The sequence below is a fragment of the Sporolactobacillus mangiferae genome (genome assembly GCF_023336505.1).
GTDB lineage: Bacteria > Bacillota > Bacilli > Bacillales > Sporolactobacillaceae > Sporolactobacillus > Sporolactobacillus mangiferae.
Genome location: NZ_JAMAST010000001.1, coordinates 392,531 through 408,153, shown reverse-complemented (window position 1 = coordinate 408,153; position 15,623 = coordinate 392,531). Strand labels below are relative to the sequence as shown.

The 15,623-nt window shown below is 44.8% G+C and carries 14 protein-coding genes; 13 read left to right on the top strand and 1 reads right to left on the bottom strand.

Going from position 1 to position 15,623, the window contains the following annotated elements:
* Positions 1–24: 24 nt before the first annotated feature.
* Positions 25–2,280: a formate C-acetyltransferase gene (gene pflB, locus M3N64_RS01965; protein ID WP_249096539.1), complete on the bottom strand. Its 2,256-nt coding sequence runs from the start codon at positions 2,278–2,280 to the stop codon at positions 25–27.
* Between the two features lie 271 nt (positions 2,281–2,551).
* Between pflB and M3N64_RS01960 the strand changes: the two genes are divergently transcribed.
* The 13 genes from M3N64_RS01960 to M3N64_RS01900 all read left to right on the top strand — a co-directional run bounded on the left by M3N64_RS01960 (position 2,552) and on the right by M3N64_RS01900 (position 15,608).
* Positions 2,552–2,842, top strand: coding sequence for a TFIIB-type zinc ribbon-containing protein (locus M3N64_RS01960; RefSeq protein WP_249096534.1), 291 nt, complete (start codon positions 2,552–2,554; stop codon positions 2,840–2,842).
* 227 nt (positions 2,843–3,069) lie between these two features.
* Positions 3,070–3,774 carry a type 1 glutamine amidotransferase gene (locus M3N64_RS01955; RefSeq protein WP_249096530.1) on the top strand — a complete coding sequence of 235 codons (705 nt, stop codon included), beginning with the start codon at positions 3,070–3,072 and terminating at the stop codon, positions 3,772–3,774.
* 226 nt (positions 3,775–4,000) lie between these two features.
* On the top strand, positions 4,001–6,850 hold the full coding sequence (locus M3N64_RS01950; protein ID WP_249096528.1) for a sigma-54-dependent transcriptional regulator: 2,850 nt from the start codon (positions 4,001–4,003) through the stop codon (positions 6,848–6,850).
* Positions 6,851–7,127: 277 nt separating this feature from the next.
* On the top strand, positions 7,128–7,619 hold the full coding sequence (locus tag M3N64_RS01945) for a PTS sugar transporter subunit IIB (protein WP_249096518.1): 492 nt from the start codon (positions 7,128–7,130) through the stop codon (positions 7,617–7,619).
* A 187-nt stretch (positions 7,620–7,806) separates the two neighbouring features.
* Positions 7,807–8,784 carry a mannose/fructose/sorbose PTS transporter subunit IIA gene (locus M3N64_RS01940; RefSeq protein WP_249096516.1) on the top strand — a complete coding sequence of 326 codons (978 nt, stop codon included), beginning with the start codon at positions 7,807–7,809 and terminating at the stop codon, positions 8,782–8,784.
* Between the two features lie 28 nt (positions 8,785–8,812).
* Positions 8,813–9,619 carry a PTS mannose/fructose/sorbose transporter subunit IIC gene (locus M3N64_RS01935; protein WP_249096513.1) on the top strand — a complete coding sequence of 269 codons (807 nt, stop codon included), beginning with the start codon at positions 8,813–8,815 and terminating at the stop codon, positions 9,617–9,619.
* 18 nt (positions 9,620–9,637) lie between these two features.
* Positions 9,638–10,549 (top strand): PTS system mannose/fructose/sorbose family transporter subunit IID, encoded by a 912-nt coding sequence (locus tag M3N64_RS01930; protein ID WP_249096511.1) that lies wholly within the window; start codon positions 9,638–9,640, stop codon positions 10,547–10,549.
* 104 nt (positions 10,550–10,653) lie between these two features.
* Positions 10,654–11,037: a DUF956 family protein gene (locus M3N64_RS01925; RefSeq protein WP_249096509.1), complete on the top strand. Its 384-nt coding sequence runs from the start codon at positions 10,654–10,656 to the stop codon at positions 11,035–11,037.
* A 967-nt stretch (positions 11,038–12,004) separates the two neighbouring features.
* Positions 12,005–12,205: a cold-shock protein gene (locus M3N64_RS01920; RefSeq protein ID WP_249096506.1), complete on the top strand. Its 201-nt coding sequence runs from the start codon at positions 12,005–12,007 to the stop codon at positions 12,203–12,205.
* 112 nt (positions 12,206–12,317) lie between these two features.
* Positions 12,318–12,857, top strand: coding sequence for a beta-class carbonic anhydrase (locus tag M3N64_RS01915; RefSeq protein ID WP_249096503.1), 540 nt, complete (start codon positions 12,318–12,320; stop codon positions 12,855–12,857).
* Positions 12,858–12,957: 100 nt separating this feature from the next.
* Positions 12,958–13,152 (top strand): alpha/beta-type small acid-soluble spore protein, encoded by a 195-nt coding sequence (locus tag M3N64_RS01910; RefSeq protein WP_249096500.1) that lies wholly within the window; start codon positions 12,958–12,960, stop codon positions 13,150–13,152.
* 197 nt (positions 13,153–13,349) lie between these two features.
* Positions 13,350–14,186 (top strand): Cof-type HAD-IIB family hydrolase, encoded by an 837-nt coding sequence (locus M3N64_RS01905; protein WP_249096496.1) that lies wholly within the window; start codon positions 13,350–13,352, stop codon positions 14,184–14,186.
* Positions 14,187–14,366: 180 nt separating this feature from the next.
* Positions 14,367–15,608 carry a metallophosphoesterase family protein gene (locus M3N64_RS01900; RefSeq protein WP_249096492.1) on the top strand — a complete coding sequence of 414 codons (1,242 nt, stop codon included), beginning with the start codon at positions 14,367–14,369 and terminating at the stop codon, positions 15,606–15,608.
* Positions 15,609–15,623 lie beyond the last annotated feature (15 nt).

Sequence of the window (15,623 nt, the reverse complement as noted above, 5' to 3'; positions counted from 1 at the left end):
CTTTCAGGACACACATCATTTTGTTCAGATTGACTTATGGAACGTACGATGAAGTACTTCCAGCTGCTGTTCGCGAGTCAGCTTGATAAAGTTGACGGCATATCCGGAGACGCGAATGGTCAGCTGCGGATATTTTTCCGGGTGATCCATCGCATCGATCAATGTCTCCCGGTTAAACACATTGATGTTAAGATGATGGCCGCCTTTTACAGCGTAGCCGTCGAGCATTGCATCCAGGTTGGCTTCTCGGACGGTGTCATCTTTGCCGAGCGCCTGGGGCACAATAGAGAATGTGTTTGAAATTCCGTCGAGTGAATACCGGTACGGCAATTTCGCAACGGATGACAGAGATGCAAGTGCGCCCTTAGTGTCACGCCCGTGCATTGGATTCGCACCGGGAGCAAATGCTTCGCCGCGAAGACGACCGTCCGGTGTACTGCCGGTTTTCTTTCCGTAAACGACGTTGGAAGTGATGGTCAGGATTGATAAAGTCGGAACGGAATGACGGTACGTTTCTACCTTTTTCAGCTTTGTCATGAAACGTTCGACGAGATCGACCGCGATCGCATCAACGCGATCATCGTTATTACCATATTTAGGGAATTCACCCTCAATGTCAAAACCGACAGCAAGACCGTCGTCATCACGCTTTACATGCACCTTGGCGTATTTAATCGCGCTCAGCGAATCAGCAGCAACGCTCAGTCCTGCAATACCGGTCGCCATTGTACGAAGAATATGCGTATCGTGAAGCGCCATTTCGCTTCGCTCATATGAATATTTGTCATGCATGTAGTGAATTACGTTCAGCGTGTTGATATACAGCTCGGATAACCAATCCATCATGCGATCAAATTTTTTCATTACTTCATCATAGTTCAGAACGTCATCAGTGATCGGCGAAAGTGCCGGAGCGACTTGAACTTTTTTGATTTCATCAACGCCCCCGTTAATCGCGTAGAGCAGTGTTTTTGCCAGATTGGCACGTGCACCGAAGAACTGCATCTGTTTGCCGATGCGCATTGCGGAAACGCAGCAGGCGATGCCGTAATCATCACCATACTCCACACGCATCAAATCGTCGTTTTCATACTGAATGGCACTCGTTTTAATTGAAATTTTTGCACAGTATTCTTTGAATGCCTTTGGAAGCTGTTTCGACCACAACACGGTCAGGTTCGGTTCCGGTGCCGGGCCGAGATTTTCCAATGTATGCAGGAAACGGAACGAGTTCCTGGTCACGAGTGTGCGTCCATCAACACTCATACCGCCAATTGATTCGGTTACCCAGGTCGGGTCTCCACTGAACAGTTCATTATATTCCGGCGTGCGTGCAAACTTAACCAGACGAAGTTTCATGATAAAATGATCGACCAGCTCCTGTGCTTCTTCTTCAGTCAGCACATGATTGGCAAGATCACGTTCGATATAAATGTCAAGGAACGAAGAGGTTCTGCCAAGACTCATAGCGGCACCGTTCTGTTCTTTAACGGCTGCCAGATAACCGAAATACAGCCACTGGAATGCTTCACGTGCACTTGCAGCCGGTTTGGAAAGATCAAATCCATAGCTTGCGGCCATTTTTTTAATATCTTCCAAGGCACGAATCTGTTCGGTAAGCTCTTCACGCAAGCGTATGACGTCTTCACTCATTTTATTTCCGGTGTTTTTCTTATCCAGTTTCTTTTGTCCAATCAGAAAATCAATACCGTACAATGCAACGCGCCGGTAGTCGCCGATGATACGTCCGCGTCCGTAGGCATCGGGAAGTCCCGTTATAATACCAACATGGCGTGCCAGCCGCATTTCATCCGTGTAAGCGTCAAAGACACCCTGATTGTGGGTTTTTCTGTATTCAGTAAAGATATGCTTCACTTCATCGTCAATTTTGTAACCATAGGACGCAGCAGCCTGATCAGCCATGCGAATGCCGCCGAACGGCATCAGGGCCCGCTTAAAAGGTGCATCTGTCTGAACGCCGACAATTTTCTCCAGCTGTTTATTCAGATATCCCGGTTTGTGCGAGGTAATTGTTGAGACAATTTCGGTGTCCATTTCCAGAACGCCGCCGTTTTTTCGCTCCTCTTCAGACAGCTGAAGCACTTGTTTCCAAAGAAGATCCGTATTTTTGGTTGCGCCGGCGAGAAAAGTTTCGTCACCTTGATACGGATGTATGTTTTTCATAATAAAGTCGCGAACGTTAATTTCATTCTTCCAGATGCCGTCAACAAATCCATCCCATGCGGATCCATACTTGCTTTCTTCAATTACCGCTTCCATAGTGTTCATCTCCTTGATTAAATGGTGAACCAATTGAACAGATTCTTTCTGAGCACATATTAATTATATAATAACAATTGAAAACGCTTACATTATAAATGTGGCTATTTTGTTAACATTTTTAACGCTATGTTTGACAGTTGAGTGAACATTGAAGAACGCTCATAAAAGCCCTTCTAAGGTGTATTGACGTGTTTTTTGATACAATAAAGGCAAATCCTCAGAAATGGAAGTGATGCTTGTGTTCTGTCCGGTCTGCGATGATGTGCGGATGAAGGAAATCGAGAGAGATGGTGTGCAGGTCGATGTGTGTCCGAGCTGCAAAGGGGTCTGGCTGGACCGCGGAGAACTGGATAAGTTGTCGCGTCGGGTGAAGGAAGTCAGACGCCCGTTCAATGAATGGTATGAGCGTGACTACGATGACGACGAGCACAGAAAATACAGAGATCGTGATTTTCATGATCAATCTTATTATGATAAAAGAAAAGACAGAGATACCTATTATCCGAGAAAGAAGAAAAAGAAGTCGGTGATGGACATGTTCGGCGATCTTTTTGATTGACAAAGCAGGTCCGGAAAAGTCGGAAAGCACTTTTCCGGATATTATTACATAATTAGAAAAATAAAGATTCAGAGAAATTCAGGTAGTATGACGACTTTGCAGGTGGCCTGGTGAAGTCAAACTTTCTAACTATTATTAAGAAATAAGTCTTCATGATCATCGTTTTTTTCTGTTTGCTAATCCATTGCCTGTGTGGGAAATAGATTTATAAAGAGGAGCTGTATGTCATGCATCTGCATTACTTTCAGCACGTATCATTTGAGACACCAGGATTTGTCGCCAACTGGTGCGAGAAGAGAGGGCACAAATTCACCGGCACCCTCTTTTTTGAAGAAAAACCTGACGTGCCTGATCTTTCAGATATCGATCTGCTCGTTGTAATGGGCGGTCCGATGAACATCGATGAAGAAACAGTCTATCCATGGCTCAGGCAAGAAAAACAATGGATTTGCGAAGCTGTTGAACGCCGGATTCCTGTGCTCGGCATCTGTCTCGGCGCACAGCTGCTTGCCAGCGCTCTTGGCGCCAGGGTCTTTCCGGGAAAAGAAAAGGAGATCGGATGGTATCCAATTACCTGGATGAATCAATCGGAGCCAATTTTCCTGAAAATGCCGGAAAAGATGACTGTTTTTCATTGGCATGGCGATACTTTTGATCTGCCAGACGGCGCGTCACATATGGCATTCAGCAAAGCGTGTAGCAATCAGGCATTCGTTTACCATCAGAAATTTGTCGGACTCCAGTTTCATCTCGAAGTAGATGAGAAAAACATTCGCAAAATGATTGAACATGGACGCGATGAACTGATGCTTGGCGGCAGATTTGTCCAAGGCATTTCCGAATTATCAGGGCAGCGTGCGATTGTTCAGCGGAATAAAAAAGTCTTTTTTGATTTTTTAGATCGTTGGGCAGGACGAATAGCAGGTCATTGAAAGAGGTATAGCACATTCATCCGCAAGGAGTGCCTCCTTGATGTCCTCCAGATCGTTTGACAATGTAATTGTAATCTGCCGCACAGATGATCATTGTGGATGCTTCGGTAATGGCTGGCCGCTTCTTCATGCTGGCTAAACTCTGTATATAAGTCAATGAATTCGCTTACTTTTTTGACTTGTGATACACTGTCGATACACAATGCAGCTAAAAGGAGGGCCTATCATGACACGCCGTGAAAAAGTTTTGGCGTATCTGGAAAACCATGCTCTAAGTATTCCCCAAGGTGTGACAACAAGCGAAATATCTGAGGCGATCGGTGTGCTGCGTCCAAATGTCAGCAAAGAGCTGAATCAGCTTGTCAGAGAGGGACGGATAGCGAAGACGAAGGGGCGTCCGGTTCGCTATTATGTGAACCACGCAGCCGAGGCAGGAGAATCTAAGCTGCAGCAGAAACCCAATATCGGTTTTGCGGGTTATGCGCGTATCCGTGATCAACGTATTAAAGAAGATACGGCAAATCGGAACGAGACGGATGTTTTTAAGCACATGATCGGCAGTCGCGGCAGCCTGAAAAATCAAGTCGAGCAGGCCAAAGCAGCGTTGCTTTATCCACCGCACGGATTGAATACATTGATTATCGGGGCGACGGGCTCTGGCAAGACGTATTTTGCCAGTAAGATGTACCGCTTTGCACTGGATAAAAAGATTATTTCAAAGAAGGGATTTACCACATTCAACTGCGCGGACTATGCACACAATCCGCAGTTATTGATGTCACATCTGTTTGGGTACGTCAAGGGAGCTTTTACCGGTGCCAGCACTGATAAGGATGGGCTGATTCAGGAAGCGGATGGTGGCATGCTTTTCCTTGATGAAGTACATCGTCTGCCACCTGAGGGGCAGGAAATGATTTTTTACTTTATGGATCATGGGACATACAGTCGGTTAGGTGAAACGGCCAAGGTTCATCATGCGGACGTCAGACTTGTTTTCGCGACAACTGAGGATCCGAAAAGTTCATTGCTGCAGACTTTTGTCCGCCGTATCCCAATCATCATCCAGCTGCCTGATTTTAACCAAAGAAGTGCACATGAGAAGCTGCAGTTATTGGAACAATTATTAACGCTTGAAGCAAATCGGATTCATAAAAATATCCGTTTGGGTGAAGATGTTGTGCAAGCTTTGCTTGGCAGTGTCACATACGGAAATATCGGACAGTTAAAATCTAATATTCAATTGATCTGTGCTCAGGGTTTTTTAAATAGCATGCATAATAAAAATGAAATTAGCCTGCAGTTCAGTCAGTTGCCGCCCAATATTAAAGACGGGCTCTCCAATCTGGCTAACAATCGGCAGGAGCTGGGAAATCTGAGTCGTTTGCTGGAACCAACGATGGTGATCAAGCCTGATGCCGAGCGTGGGCTGCCCGACATTGACAGTTACGAGCTGCCATATAATTTATACGAAATCATTGTCGACAAAGCTGCATTGCTCAAAGAAGAAGGATTGGATCAATCAGCGATCAGCAACTTCATTATGACAGATATCAATCTGCATCTAAAATCTTTTTATCGTCAGGGAAAGATAGAAAAAACAGATGGTGGTCTGAGTGAGATCGTTGATCAGGATATCATTGATTTAACAAAACGGATTCAGCAGATGCTTCAGGAAAGAGAGAATTATCCGGTCAGAGATAATTTTATTTATGCAATGAGTTTACACATCAGTTCGTTTATTAAGCGGATTCAGTCAGGGAAACCGTTGCGCACTATGTCGACAGACCTGATTTCAATGGTTCATGATTATCCGACGGAACTGAAGATTGCAGAGCGCGTTAAAAATTTGATTCAGGATCATTATCATTTTCCTATTCCTGAATCTGAAGTTTATTACATAGCGATTCTTCTCGTATCTCTGAAATCAGAACCTAAAGCCGGGAAAGTCGGCATCGTTGTAGCAGCTCATGGAAACAGTACTGCATCCTCAATGGTACAGGTGGTTTCGCAGCTGCTGTCTGTCGATAATATCGCTGCCTATGACATGCCACTTGAAATGAGCCCCAAAATTGCGCTGGACGGGATTGCTTCACAGGTGAAAAATATTGATCAGGGAAACGGTGTATTACTGTTGGTCGATATGGGGTCTCTTAGCACATTCAGCAATAAACTGACGGAGAAAACGAATATTCATGTCAGAACGATTGATATGGTGACAACAGCGATGGTGCTGGAAGCTGCGCGTAAAACGGCATTGATCGACAGTGACCTTGAAACGGTTTATCGTGAATTGCGTGAATTTGACGGCTATTCGCGAACGGTTGAAAAGGTTCAGAAAAAGAAAGAATATGTCCGGAAAATATCGGATCAGCGTGAGAAGGCCATTATTGCGATCTGTTCGACGGGTGAAGGAACGGCGAGAAGAATCAAGGACCTGCTGGATAAAATATTAGTTGACAATCTGATCGATGATATTACTGTGATCACGGTTTCGGTTGTGTCGATGAGTGAACAGATTGCCAGAATTCAGCAAAACTATCAAATTGTGGCCGCAACCGGTATCGTAAGGCCTCAGATTGCCGCTCCTTTTGTTTCATTGGAAAATTTGCTGCAGGGCGGAGGAGAGCGGTTTGTCAGTCTGATTGAAGAAATAAACAATCATGCCGCCCGCGAGGCGGAGGATCTGGAACATTCGGAATTATTAACGAAAGAAACGAGTCAGAACTATCTGGAACAGTACTTTACATTCATTAACCCTGTAAAAATTGCGGGGGTATTATGGGATTATTGTGATTTTATTCAGCAGCGCAGCAAGTATAAAATGTCCAATGGATTCAAAGTTAATCTGATCATGCACCTGGCGGGAGCACTTGAGCGCTATCTGACACGTTCAGAAATGAGCGTTGATGAGCAAAGACTGTCTGGCGTCAGAAATGAAACACTGTATCCGATCATTAAGCAGGCCAATGAAATTCTGAATAAAACACTTAATATCAAGCTTTCAGATGCAGAAGTGTTTTATATCATTGAATTATTTAATACAGAAAAAGAAAAAATGATACACAAAAATAATTGATACACATTAAATAGTGCGCTCGTTCTATTTTTAAGTGAAAAAATCCAGTGATACCCGTACTTTTTGCGATACACAAAAAATGGCACGTAACTTGCTTGCCGTATGGTGTGTGTATTTTTTGTGATGGTTTGGCCGTTTTGCAGCGGGAAACCTGAATCATGGATATACTACGGCATCACTTGGAAACCATGAACGCATGGCATACGACTGACTGGAAAGGTGGGAGGGCTATTCGTTGTTTCGAGCGCACGGGCAGCGTTAGCGAAGGATCATGACGATGGATGTCCGCTTATTACGTATTGACAGTCGCTTGTTGCATGGTCAGGTGACAACAAACTGGGCAAAAGCCGTCAAAGTGAACCGCATCTTAATTGTGTCCGACCGTGTGGCGGAGGATCTGACGCGTAAGACATTGATCATACAAGCCGCTCCTCCAGGGATTAGAACGAATGTCATCACGGTGGAGAAAATGATCAGACTGTATCGAGACCCGCGTTTTGACATTTTAAAACCGATGATTCTGGTCGAGGATCCTGTTGATGCGAAACGTGTTGTCGAAGGCGGCATAAAAGTTGAGTCGATTAATATCGGTGCCATCAGTTTTGATACAACACGGATCATGGTTACCGATGCGATCGCAGTCAATGCAGCCGATGTCGAGGCTTTCAAATGGCTTCATGATCGCGGTATTAAACTGGATGTCCGCAAGGTTTCCAGTGACAGTTCAAAAAATCTTTGGAAATCACTTTCCGAAAAGGGTTTGGTGTAGATCTAAGGATTCTTGTTTTCCGCTATTTCTTGGCCATGAACTTTCCAAATGTAAAGGAAGGTGAGCAGCGCTTCAGTATAAGAAATTATCCGGTTTTTTGCTGCGAGGTTTTGAAAACGATACTATAATCGGATGTCTAAGAAATCGGTTAAAGTGAAAAAATGATAAAAATAGGAGGTATAGAAGAATGGTGGGTATTATTCTGGCAAGCCACGGCAATTTTGCTGAAGGCATTTTCCAGTCCGCCTCAATGATTTTTGGCGAGCAGAAGAATGTCAAAACGGTCACCTTAATGCCAAACGAAGGCCCCGATGACGTAAAGGCAAAAATGAAAAAAGCCATTGCCTCTCTGGATGATCAGGAAGAAGTGCTGTTCCTGGTCGATCTCTGGGGTGGTACACCTTTCAATCAAGTCAACAGCCTGTTTGAAGAGCATAAAGACAAATGGGCAATCGTTGCCGGTATGAACTTGCCGATGCTGATTGAGGCGTATGCTTCACGCCTGTCAATGAACACAGCGCGTGAAATCGCTGCACATATTCTGGCGATGGCGAAAGAGGGAATCAAAATAAGGCCAGAAGCCTTAGAAACGGAAAAAACTGCCGCCGCAGCGCCCGTACGGCAATCAAATACAGGGGCACCCGGTAAATTTAAATACGTATTGGCACGTATTGATTCTCGTTTACTTCATGGTCAGGTCGCCACTTCCTGGACGAAGACGACACAACCGACACGTATCATCGTCGTGTCTGATACAGTTGCCAGGGATGAACTGCGTAAGAAATTAATTCAGCAGGCAGCGCCGCCCGGTGTTAAGGCACATGTTGTTCCTGTTGATCAAATGATTAAGCTTGCGAAAGACGATCAGCATTTTGGCGGTCAACGCGCGTTACTTCTTTTCGAAAATCCCCAGGATGCGCTCAGGGCAGTTGAAGGCGGTGTGCCGTTGAAGACAATCAACGTTGGCTCTATGGCGCATTCACCGGGAAAAGTTCAGCCGAACAAGGTTCTTGCCTTTAGCCAGGATGATATTGATGCTTTCGTTAAGCTGAAGAAAGCTGGCCTGACCTTTGATGTACGTAAAGTACCAAACGACTCAAAAGGTGACTTGGACGAAATCATCAAGAAAGCTCAAGAAGAACTGAACAGAGTCAGACAATCTTAATGATCTGGGAAAAGGAGGATTAATCATCATGGATTTGAACATTATTCAAATTATATTAGTCGTTATCGTGGCATTCCTTGCTGGTATGGAAGGCATTCTGGATGAATTTCACTTTCATCAGCCAGTCATCGCCTGTACTTTAATCGGCCTGGTTACCGGGGATCTGGTACCGTGTCTTATCCTCGGCGGTACGCTTCAAATGATTGCCCTGGGGTGGGCCAATATCGGTGCCGCTGTAGCGCCTGATGCCGCGCTTGCATCCGTTGCTTCCGCGATTATTTTAGTTCTGGGCGGTCAGGGCAGTGCCGGGGTGTCATCTGCCATTGCAATTGCTGTTCCGCTTGCCGTAGCCGGCTTGCTGTTAACCATCATCTGCCGCACAATTGCCACTGCATTTGTACACTTTATGGACGCGGCAGCTAAAGAAGGAAACTTCAAAAAAATTGAATTCTGGCATATCTGCGCGATTTGCATGCAAGGGGTACGTATTGCTATTCCGGCTGCATTAATTTTAGCCATCGGCGCCGGTCCGGTCAGAAGCCTGCTTGCATCGATGCCTGTCTGGCTGACAGATGGTTTGGCAATCGGCGGGGGCATGGTCGTAGCCGTAGGTTACGCAATGGTTATTAACATGATGGCGACAAAAGAAGTTTGGCCATTCTTTGCGATTGGTTTCGTACTCGCAACAGTGACACAAATTACACTGATCGGTCTGGGAGCAATTGGTGTGGCTCTGGCACTTATCTATCTGGCGCTTTCGAAACAAGGCGGTTCAGGTAAAGGCGGAAGCACAAACACCGGTGATCCATTAGGCGATATTATTGATAATTACTAAGAAGGAAGGGACATAGTAATGGCACAAGAATTGAAATTATCAAAAAAAGATCGTATTTCCGTTTGGTGGCGTTCAACTTTCCTTCAAGGCTCTTGGAATTATGAACGTATGCAAAACGGTGGTTGGGCCTATTCAATGATTCCCGCAATTAAAAGATTATACACTTCTAAAGAAGACCGTGCTGCTGCACTGAAACGTCACTTAGAGTTCTTTAATACCCACCCGTATGTTGCTTCACCAATTATTGGTGTTACATTAGCGCTTGAAGAAGAACGTGCAAATGGTGCACCGGTTGACGACATTGCCATTCAAGGGGTTAAGGTCGGCATGATGGGGCCTCTGGCAGGCATCGGTGATCCGGTTTTCTGGTTCACGGTAAAACCGATCATTGGCGCACTTGCCGCTTCGCTTGCAATGACGGGTAACATACTTGGACCGATTCTTTATTTCGTTGCATGGAATATTATTCGTATGGCATTCATGTGGTACACGCAAGAGTTCGGATATAAGGCCGGTTCTAAAATTACCGATGACCTGTCAGGCGGATTGCTTCAGGACATTACTAAAGGTGCCTCAATCCTTGGTATGTTCATCCTCGGCGCACTGGTTAACCGCTGGGTATCGATAAAATTCACACCGGTTGTCTCTTCTGTTAAACTTGATAAAGGTGCTTATATTGACTGGGATCATTTACCTTCCGGAGCTCAGGGCATTAAAACCGCGCTGGAACAGCAGGCCGCCGGTCTTTCATTAGATGCTCATAAAGTAACGACACTGCAAAACAATTTAGATAGTTTAATTCCTGGATTAGCAGCATTAGCTTTAACACTTCTTTGCATGTGGCTGCTTAAGAAAAAAGTTTCGCCGATCATTATGATTCTTGGCTTGTTCGTGATTGGTATTGTCTTACACCTGGCTCATATCATGTAATCGTGCAAAATTTGACTTGGGTAATTTTTATGTCATTTAGGCGACGGCTTAATCGATGGAACAAGTATAATGGCACATGAGACGAAAGGGGTGCGGTCACTGAAATGGTTCAATCAATGAACACAAAAGTCGATTTTGTAACGGATGCCACTTCTTTTATGGGGTTGACCGATTACGGCAAAATCATGATTGGTGACAAAGGATTTGAGTTTTACAATGACCGGAATATTCGAAAATATATTCGAATCCCTTGGGATGAAATTGATTATGTTGTTGCCTCAGTGATATTCAAGGGGAAATGGATTCCTCGCTATGCTATACGGACCAAGAAAAATGGAACATACACTTTTTCTTCCAGGCATCCGAAAGAAGTTCTGCGGGCAATACGTAAATACGTTCATCCAGAGCGTATGGTCAGGTCTCTGACATTTTTTCAGGTTGTCAAGCGTGGCCTGAAAGCCATGTTCAGTCAAAAAAGGCGTAATTAGTATCCCGCGCATGATTAGAAAAGCAATTTTCATCAGTAAAAACAGCCATTTTGTGAGTGGCTGTTTTTTGTACTATAAGGAAGTTTAAAATTCAGCGGATTATCGTATAAGTGCAACGGCGGATTTGCCTTCACCAGAGGCTTTGCAAAGCCAGGTTTTCTAAGCAGGTAAAGAAGGTATATGATTTTGTTCTGTAAGTAACTAGCAAAACAATACAATGTCTAAGCGTCAAAGCGGAGGCGCTCTGGCGCCTGCGGAGCGTTCCGGTTGAAAGGAGATCCGCAGATATTTCGACCTGTCAGAGGATGCTCCTGGACTGCCCGCGGCAGCGAGCAGCTGGAGTGTTCAGCAGGTACAAGGTCAATGGAACGGGACCGGACTATGCTCGGTTCTTAGCTTTTTGTAGTACTAAAGTTAAACGATTGCACAACTTATTGTATTAATTGGCAAAACTTTCGTTTTTTTGGGTTGACATTTCTGTTTTTGCGCTCTATACTGAAATAGACCTAATGTGAATGACGAAATTACTGATTGTTTTTTGAATAGAGGTTTGTGTGCTTGGTATAACGTGCAAAGATTGCATGGAGAGCAGATTGATCATCTTGCGCTGAATCGTACTGGCTCGGTCAGAGGAACCGTAAGGATGGAAGAGAGGTAGGGCTTTCGTTGTTTCGGCGTTAGAAAAGCCGATTGATGTTTTTGATTTTTTTGTTAGGTCTAATTTTATGATTATTGTGTATGATAAAAGGTAACATTTATAATTCACGTATTATAAAAGGATTATCAATGTATGGTACTTTTTTATTGATACTTTTTATAATATGTGAATTTTTTATTTTTGCGGAAAGACCCGTTTGCTGAATATCTTTTCAGCGGAGGGCAATGTAACGCCAGATAAAACATACGCATATAAATTTTTCATGTGGCTCATTATTGAAATGTGTCCGCAATCTAGGAGGTTTTCTTCGTGAAAACAGGTACAGTTAAATGGTTCAACAGTGAAAAAGGCTTCGGATTTATCGAAGTTCCGGGCGAAAATGATGTATTCGTTCACTTCAGCGCAATCCAGACTGACGGTTTCAAAACATTGGACGAAGGTCAGTCCGTTGAATTTGAAATCGTTGATGGCAACCGTGGACCTCAGGCAGCTAACGTCGTTAAGCTGTGATTAGTGAACTTAGGAAAAACCGTCTCAGATAAAGAGGCGGTTTTTCTTTTTTTTTTTACTCATTTCTTTTATGATTAACTGTGACTTATATACTTGACTTGGGGGAGAGACAATGTCACAGCTTGAAGACATACTGAGATACAACGAAAAATTTGTTCAAAATGGAGACTTTCGGCCGTATGAAGCACCAAGCCGTCCAATAAAAAAGATGACGATTGTTTCCTGCATGGATTGCAGGCTGATCGAACTGCTTCCTAAAGCGATGAACGTAAAGAATGGTGACGCGATTATACTGAAATCCGCAGGTGGTATGGTTGAATCCCCGTACAGCAATATCATGAAGAGTATCCTTGTCTCACTTTATGAACTGGGTTCCCGGGCAGTTTATATTATTGGACACACGGATTGCGGCATGCATGGTCTGCATGCCACAAAAATGATTGAGGATATTAAAAAAACAGGCATTGATGAACATAAATTTGCGTCTGTGCAGATAAATCTAAACCAATGGCTGAACGGATTCCAATCGGTTGAGGATGAAGTGAGAAAGAGTGTATCGATTGTCAGCACGCATCCGCTTCTGCCGGACAATACGCCGGTCATCGGCCTTGTCATTGATCCTAAGACCGGAGAACTGACTCCGGTTGATTGATTTTCGTGTCTGCACCTTACCGCCCGAAATTTTCCAACAGATTGTTCGTATAGAGACAATTGGTCGGGAACAAAATAGGCGTGTAAGGGAGGTGAAACACATGGCCAATTCAAATAATTTAGTCGTGCCAGGTGTACAACAAGCAGTAGATCAGATGAAAGAAGAAATTGCCCGCGAATTTGGGGTCAGCCTTGGACCGGACACAACATCAAGAGCCAACGGTTCGGTAGGCGGAGAAATCACAAAGCGCCTTGTCTCACAGGCACAATCTCAGCTTGGTGGATTTCAAAAGTAAGTATTCGTATAAGCAGAAAAATTGAACGATAATCTGTGGGGTGTCTCGAATCATTCTGATGAGGAGACATCCCTTTTTGGTTCATCCATATTCCTTCCGCTATTCATAATGGTGCCTGGTTCTATTTCACCTGCCGAATTCATAAGCTTTTTTACAGGAACGCAGTATTGATATGGATTCCGAAAAGGGGGATAACCTTGGTATATCGCTTACTTGCTCTGGACATCGATGGGACCCTGTTGAACAGCAGCAATCGGCTGAATCGTCAAACGAAGGAGGCAATTCAGTATGCGCAAAAAAAAGGGGTTGCGGTTACGCTGGTTACCGAACGCCATTTTCATTCGGCCGCCAAGGTCGCGCGTGCGCTTCGATTAACGCAGCCTATTATTACACATAGTGGCGCATTTGTTTCATCTTCGATTGATGATCCGGTGTACACCAGTAAAATTGATCACAGCGTGCTGATGCAGCTGGCTGAATTTCTTGAAGCCTATCCCTGTCAGATCCAGATGTCACATGAACGTCTGTCAATCAGCAATCGGCCGCATCAGAAAAATCTGATTGCGAAAATGACGATCGGTATGAATGAACCGTTGTTTTATCCGGTCACCTATGTGGATTCTCTTAGTCAATATTTACTTGAAAATTATGAGGGCGCGACCGATGTAAAAATCAAACTTGATGATCAAAAGACCATGAATGATCTGGAAAAGGCGATCAATGACTACTTTCCATCACTGAATGCATGGCGCACCGGATCGGATAGTATGACTCTTGTGCGGCAAGGTACGTCTAAGTTTAACGGCTTATTGTTTTTTGCCGGCCAGCTTGGCATCCCGCTTAATGAAATTGTTGCCGTCGGTGATGATCTCGCCGATGCGGAAATGATTGAAAAATGCGGGCTCGGTGTGGCCATGAGAAATGCGGTCGATGAAGTGAAAGCTAAAGCGGATTGGGTCACCCGTTCGAATAATATGGATGGGGTTGCTTACATGGTAAAAGAAGTATTTCGAAAACAAATTCGCGTTCATTAAGGGATTTTCCCCCTGCTGCAGCCTGATTGGGCTGCTTTTTTAGTGCCCAAAAACGAAACATCATTTTAAGGCTGATCCGATAAACACAGATCGATGTTCTTCCGCGGTTCAATCCGGATTGAGAACATGTGATCGGTTGTGATAAAATGGAACAAACAGACAGAGTGAGGGGGGAGTGTCTTGGTTCGATTTATTCATGCGGCGGATTTGCATCTTGATCGACCGTTCGACGGACTGACACAATTGCCCGAAACGATCCGCCAGCGTGCGGCGGACAGCACATTCAGTGCATTAACACGGCTCATTGATGCCGTACTCCGTGAAGATCCTGATTTCCTGATCATCTCCGGCGACATTTTTGACAACAATCATCGCAGTATTAAAGCGCAGCGTCTGTTCGTCCGTGAGATGAACAGACTGCGTGCCGCTTCCATTCCTGTTTATCTTGTGTACGGGAATCATGATCATGTGAACAGAGAATGGGGCCATTTGCGGATGCCTGATCATGTTCACGTTTTCCCGGAGATGCCGTCCGTGTTTTCTGTGACCTGTGCAGACGGTCAAGTGGTTAACCTGTATGGCTTCAGTTATCATCAGCGCTGGATTCATGAGGACAGAGTTCTCCAGTATCATAAAAGAGGGCATGCGGATTATCATATTGCCATCCTGCATGGAGAAATACGTAACGAATCGGCTGAAGGTCACTATGCCCCTTTTTTGATTCGAGAGCTGGATGAATCCGGTTTCGATTACTGGGCTCTGGGCCATATTCACAAGCGGCAGCAGCTTCCATCTTCAGTTCCGGCATGGTATCCCGGCAATCTGCAGGGACTTTCTTTCAAAACATCTGAACTTGGTGCGAAAGGCGCTTCGCTGGTCGAACTGGATCACGACGGCGCACAGGTACAGTTTCTCCCGACAGCAGAACTGGAATGGGCACAGGCGTCACTTGGTTTTTCCGGTCCCGTAAGCGCTGATCAGCTAGAACGGGCACTGACCTCTTTTAAGGAAAAAGAGCGCATGCAGCATAAAGGAGCCTTCATTCGAATAGACCTTTCGTTTGCTGATCCTGGCATTCCAGGATTTAAAGTGGAGGAGATCGTTCAGGAACTTGTAGACGCTCTGAATGGGGATGAAGAAGAAATGGACGACTTTATCTGGCTCATTCCCGGAGCAGTCACGTTTCGAACTTCCTGGGATAAACAGCAGGTTCTAAGCAGTCCTCATTTTCTTGGCGATTTATTTCGTTTCATTGAGAAGCCGGGCAGTGTGAATCAGGCCTCGGATCTCCTATACATGCATCGCATCGGCAGAAACTATCTGGATCCTCTGAATGGAGAAGATCAGGAAGAGATCCGCCGTAAGAGCGAGCAGCTGCTTGCTGACGCATTGATCGGTCAGCAATTGGAAAATAATGAATGAAAGAGATGAGGAGGT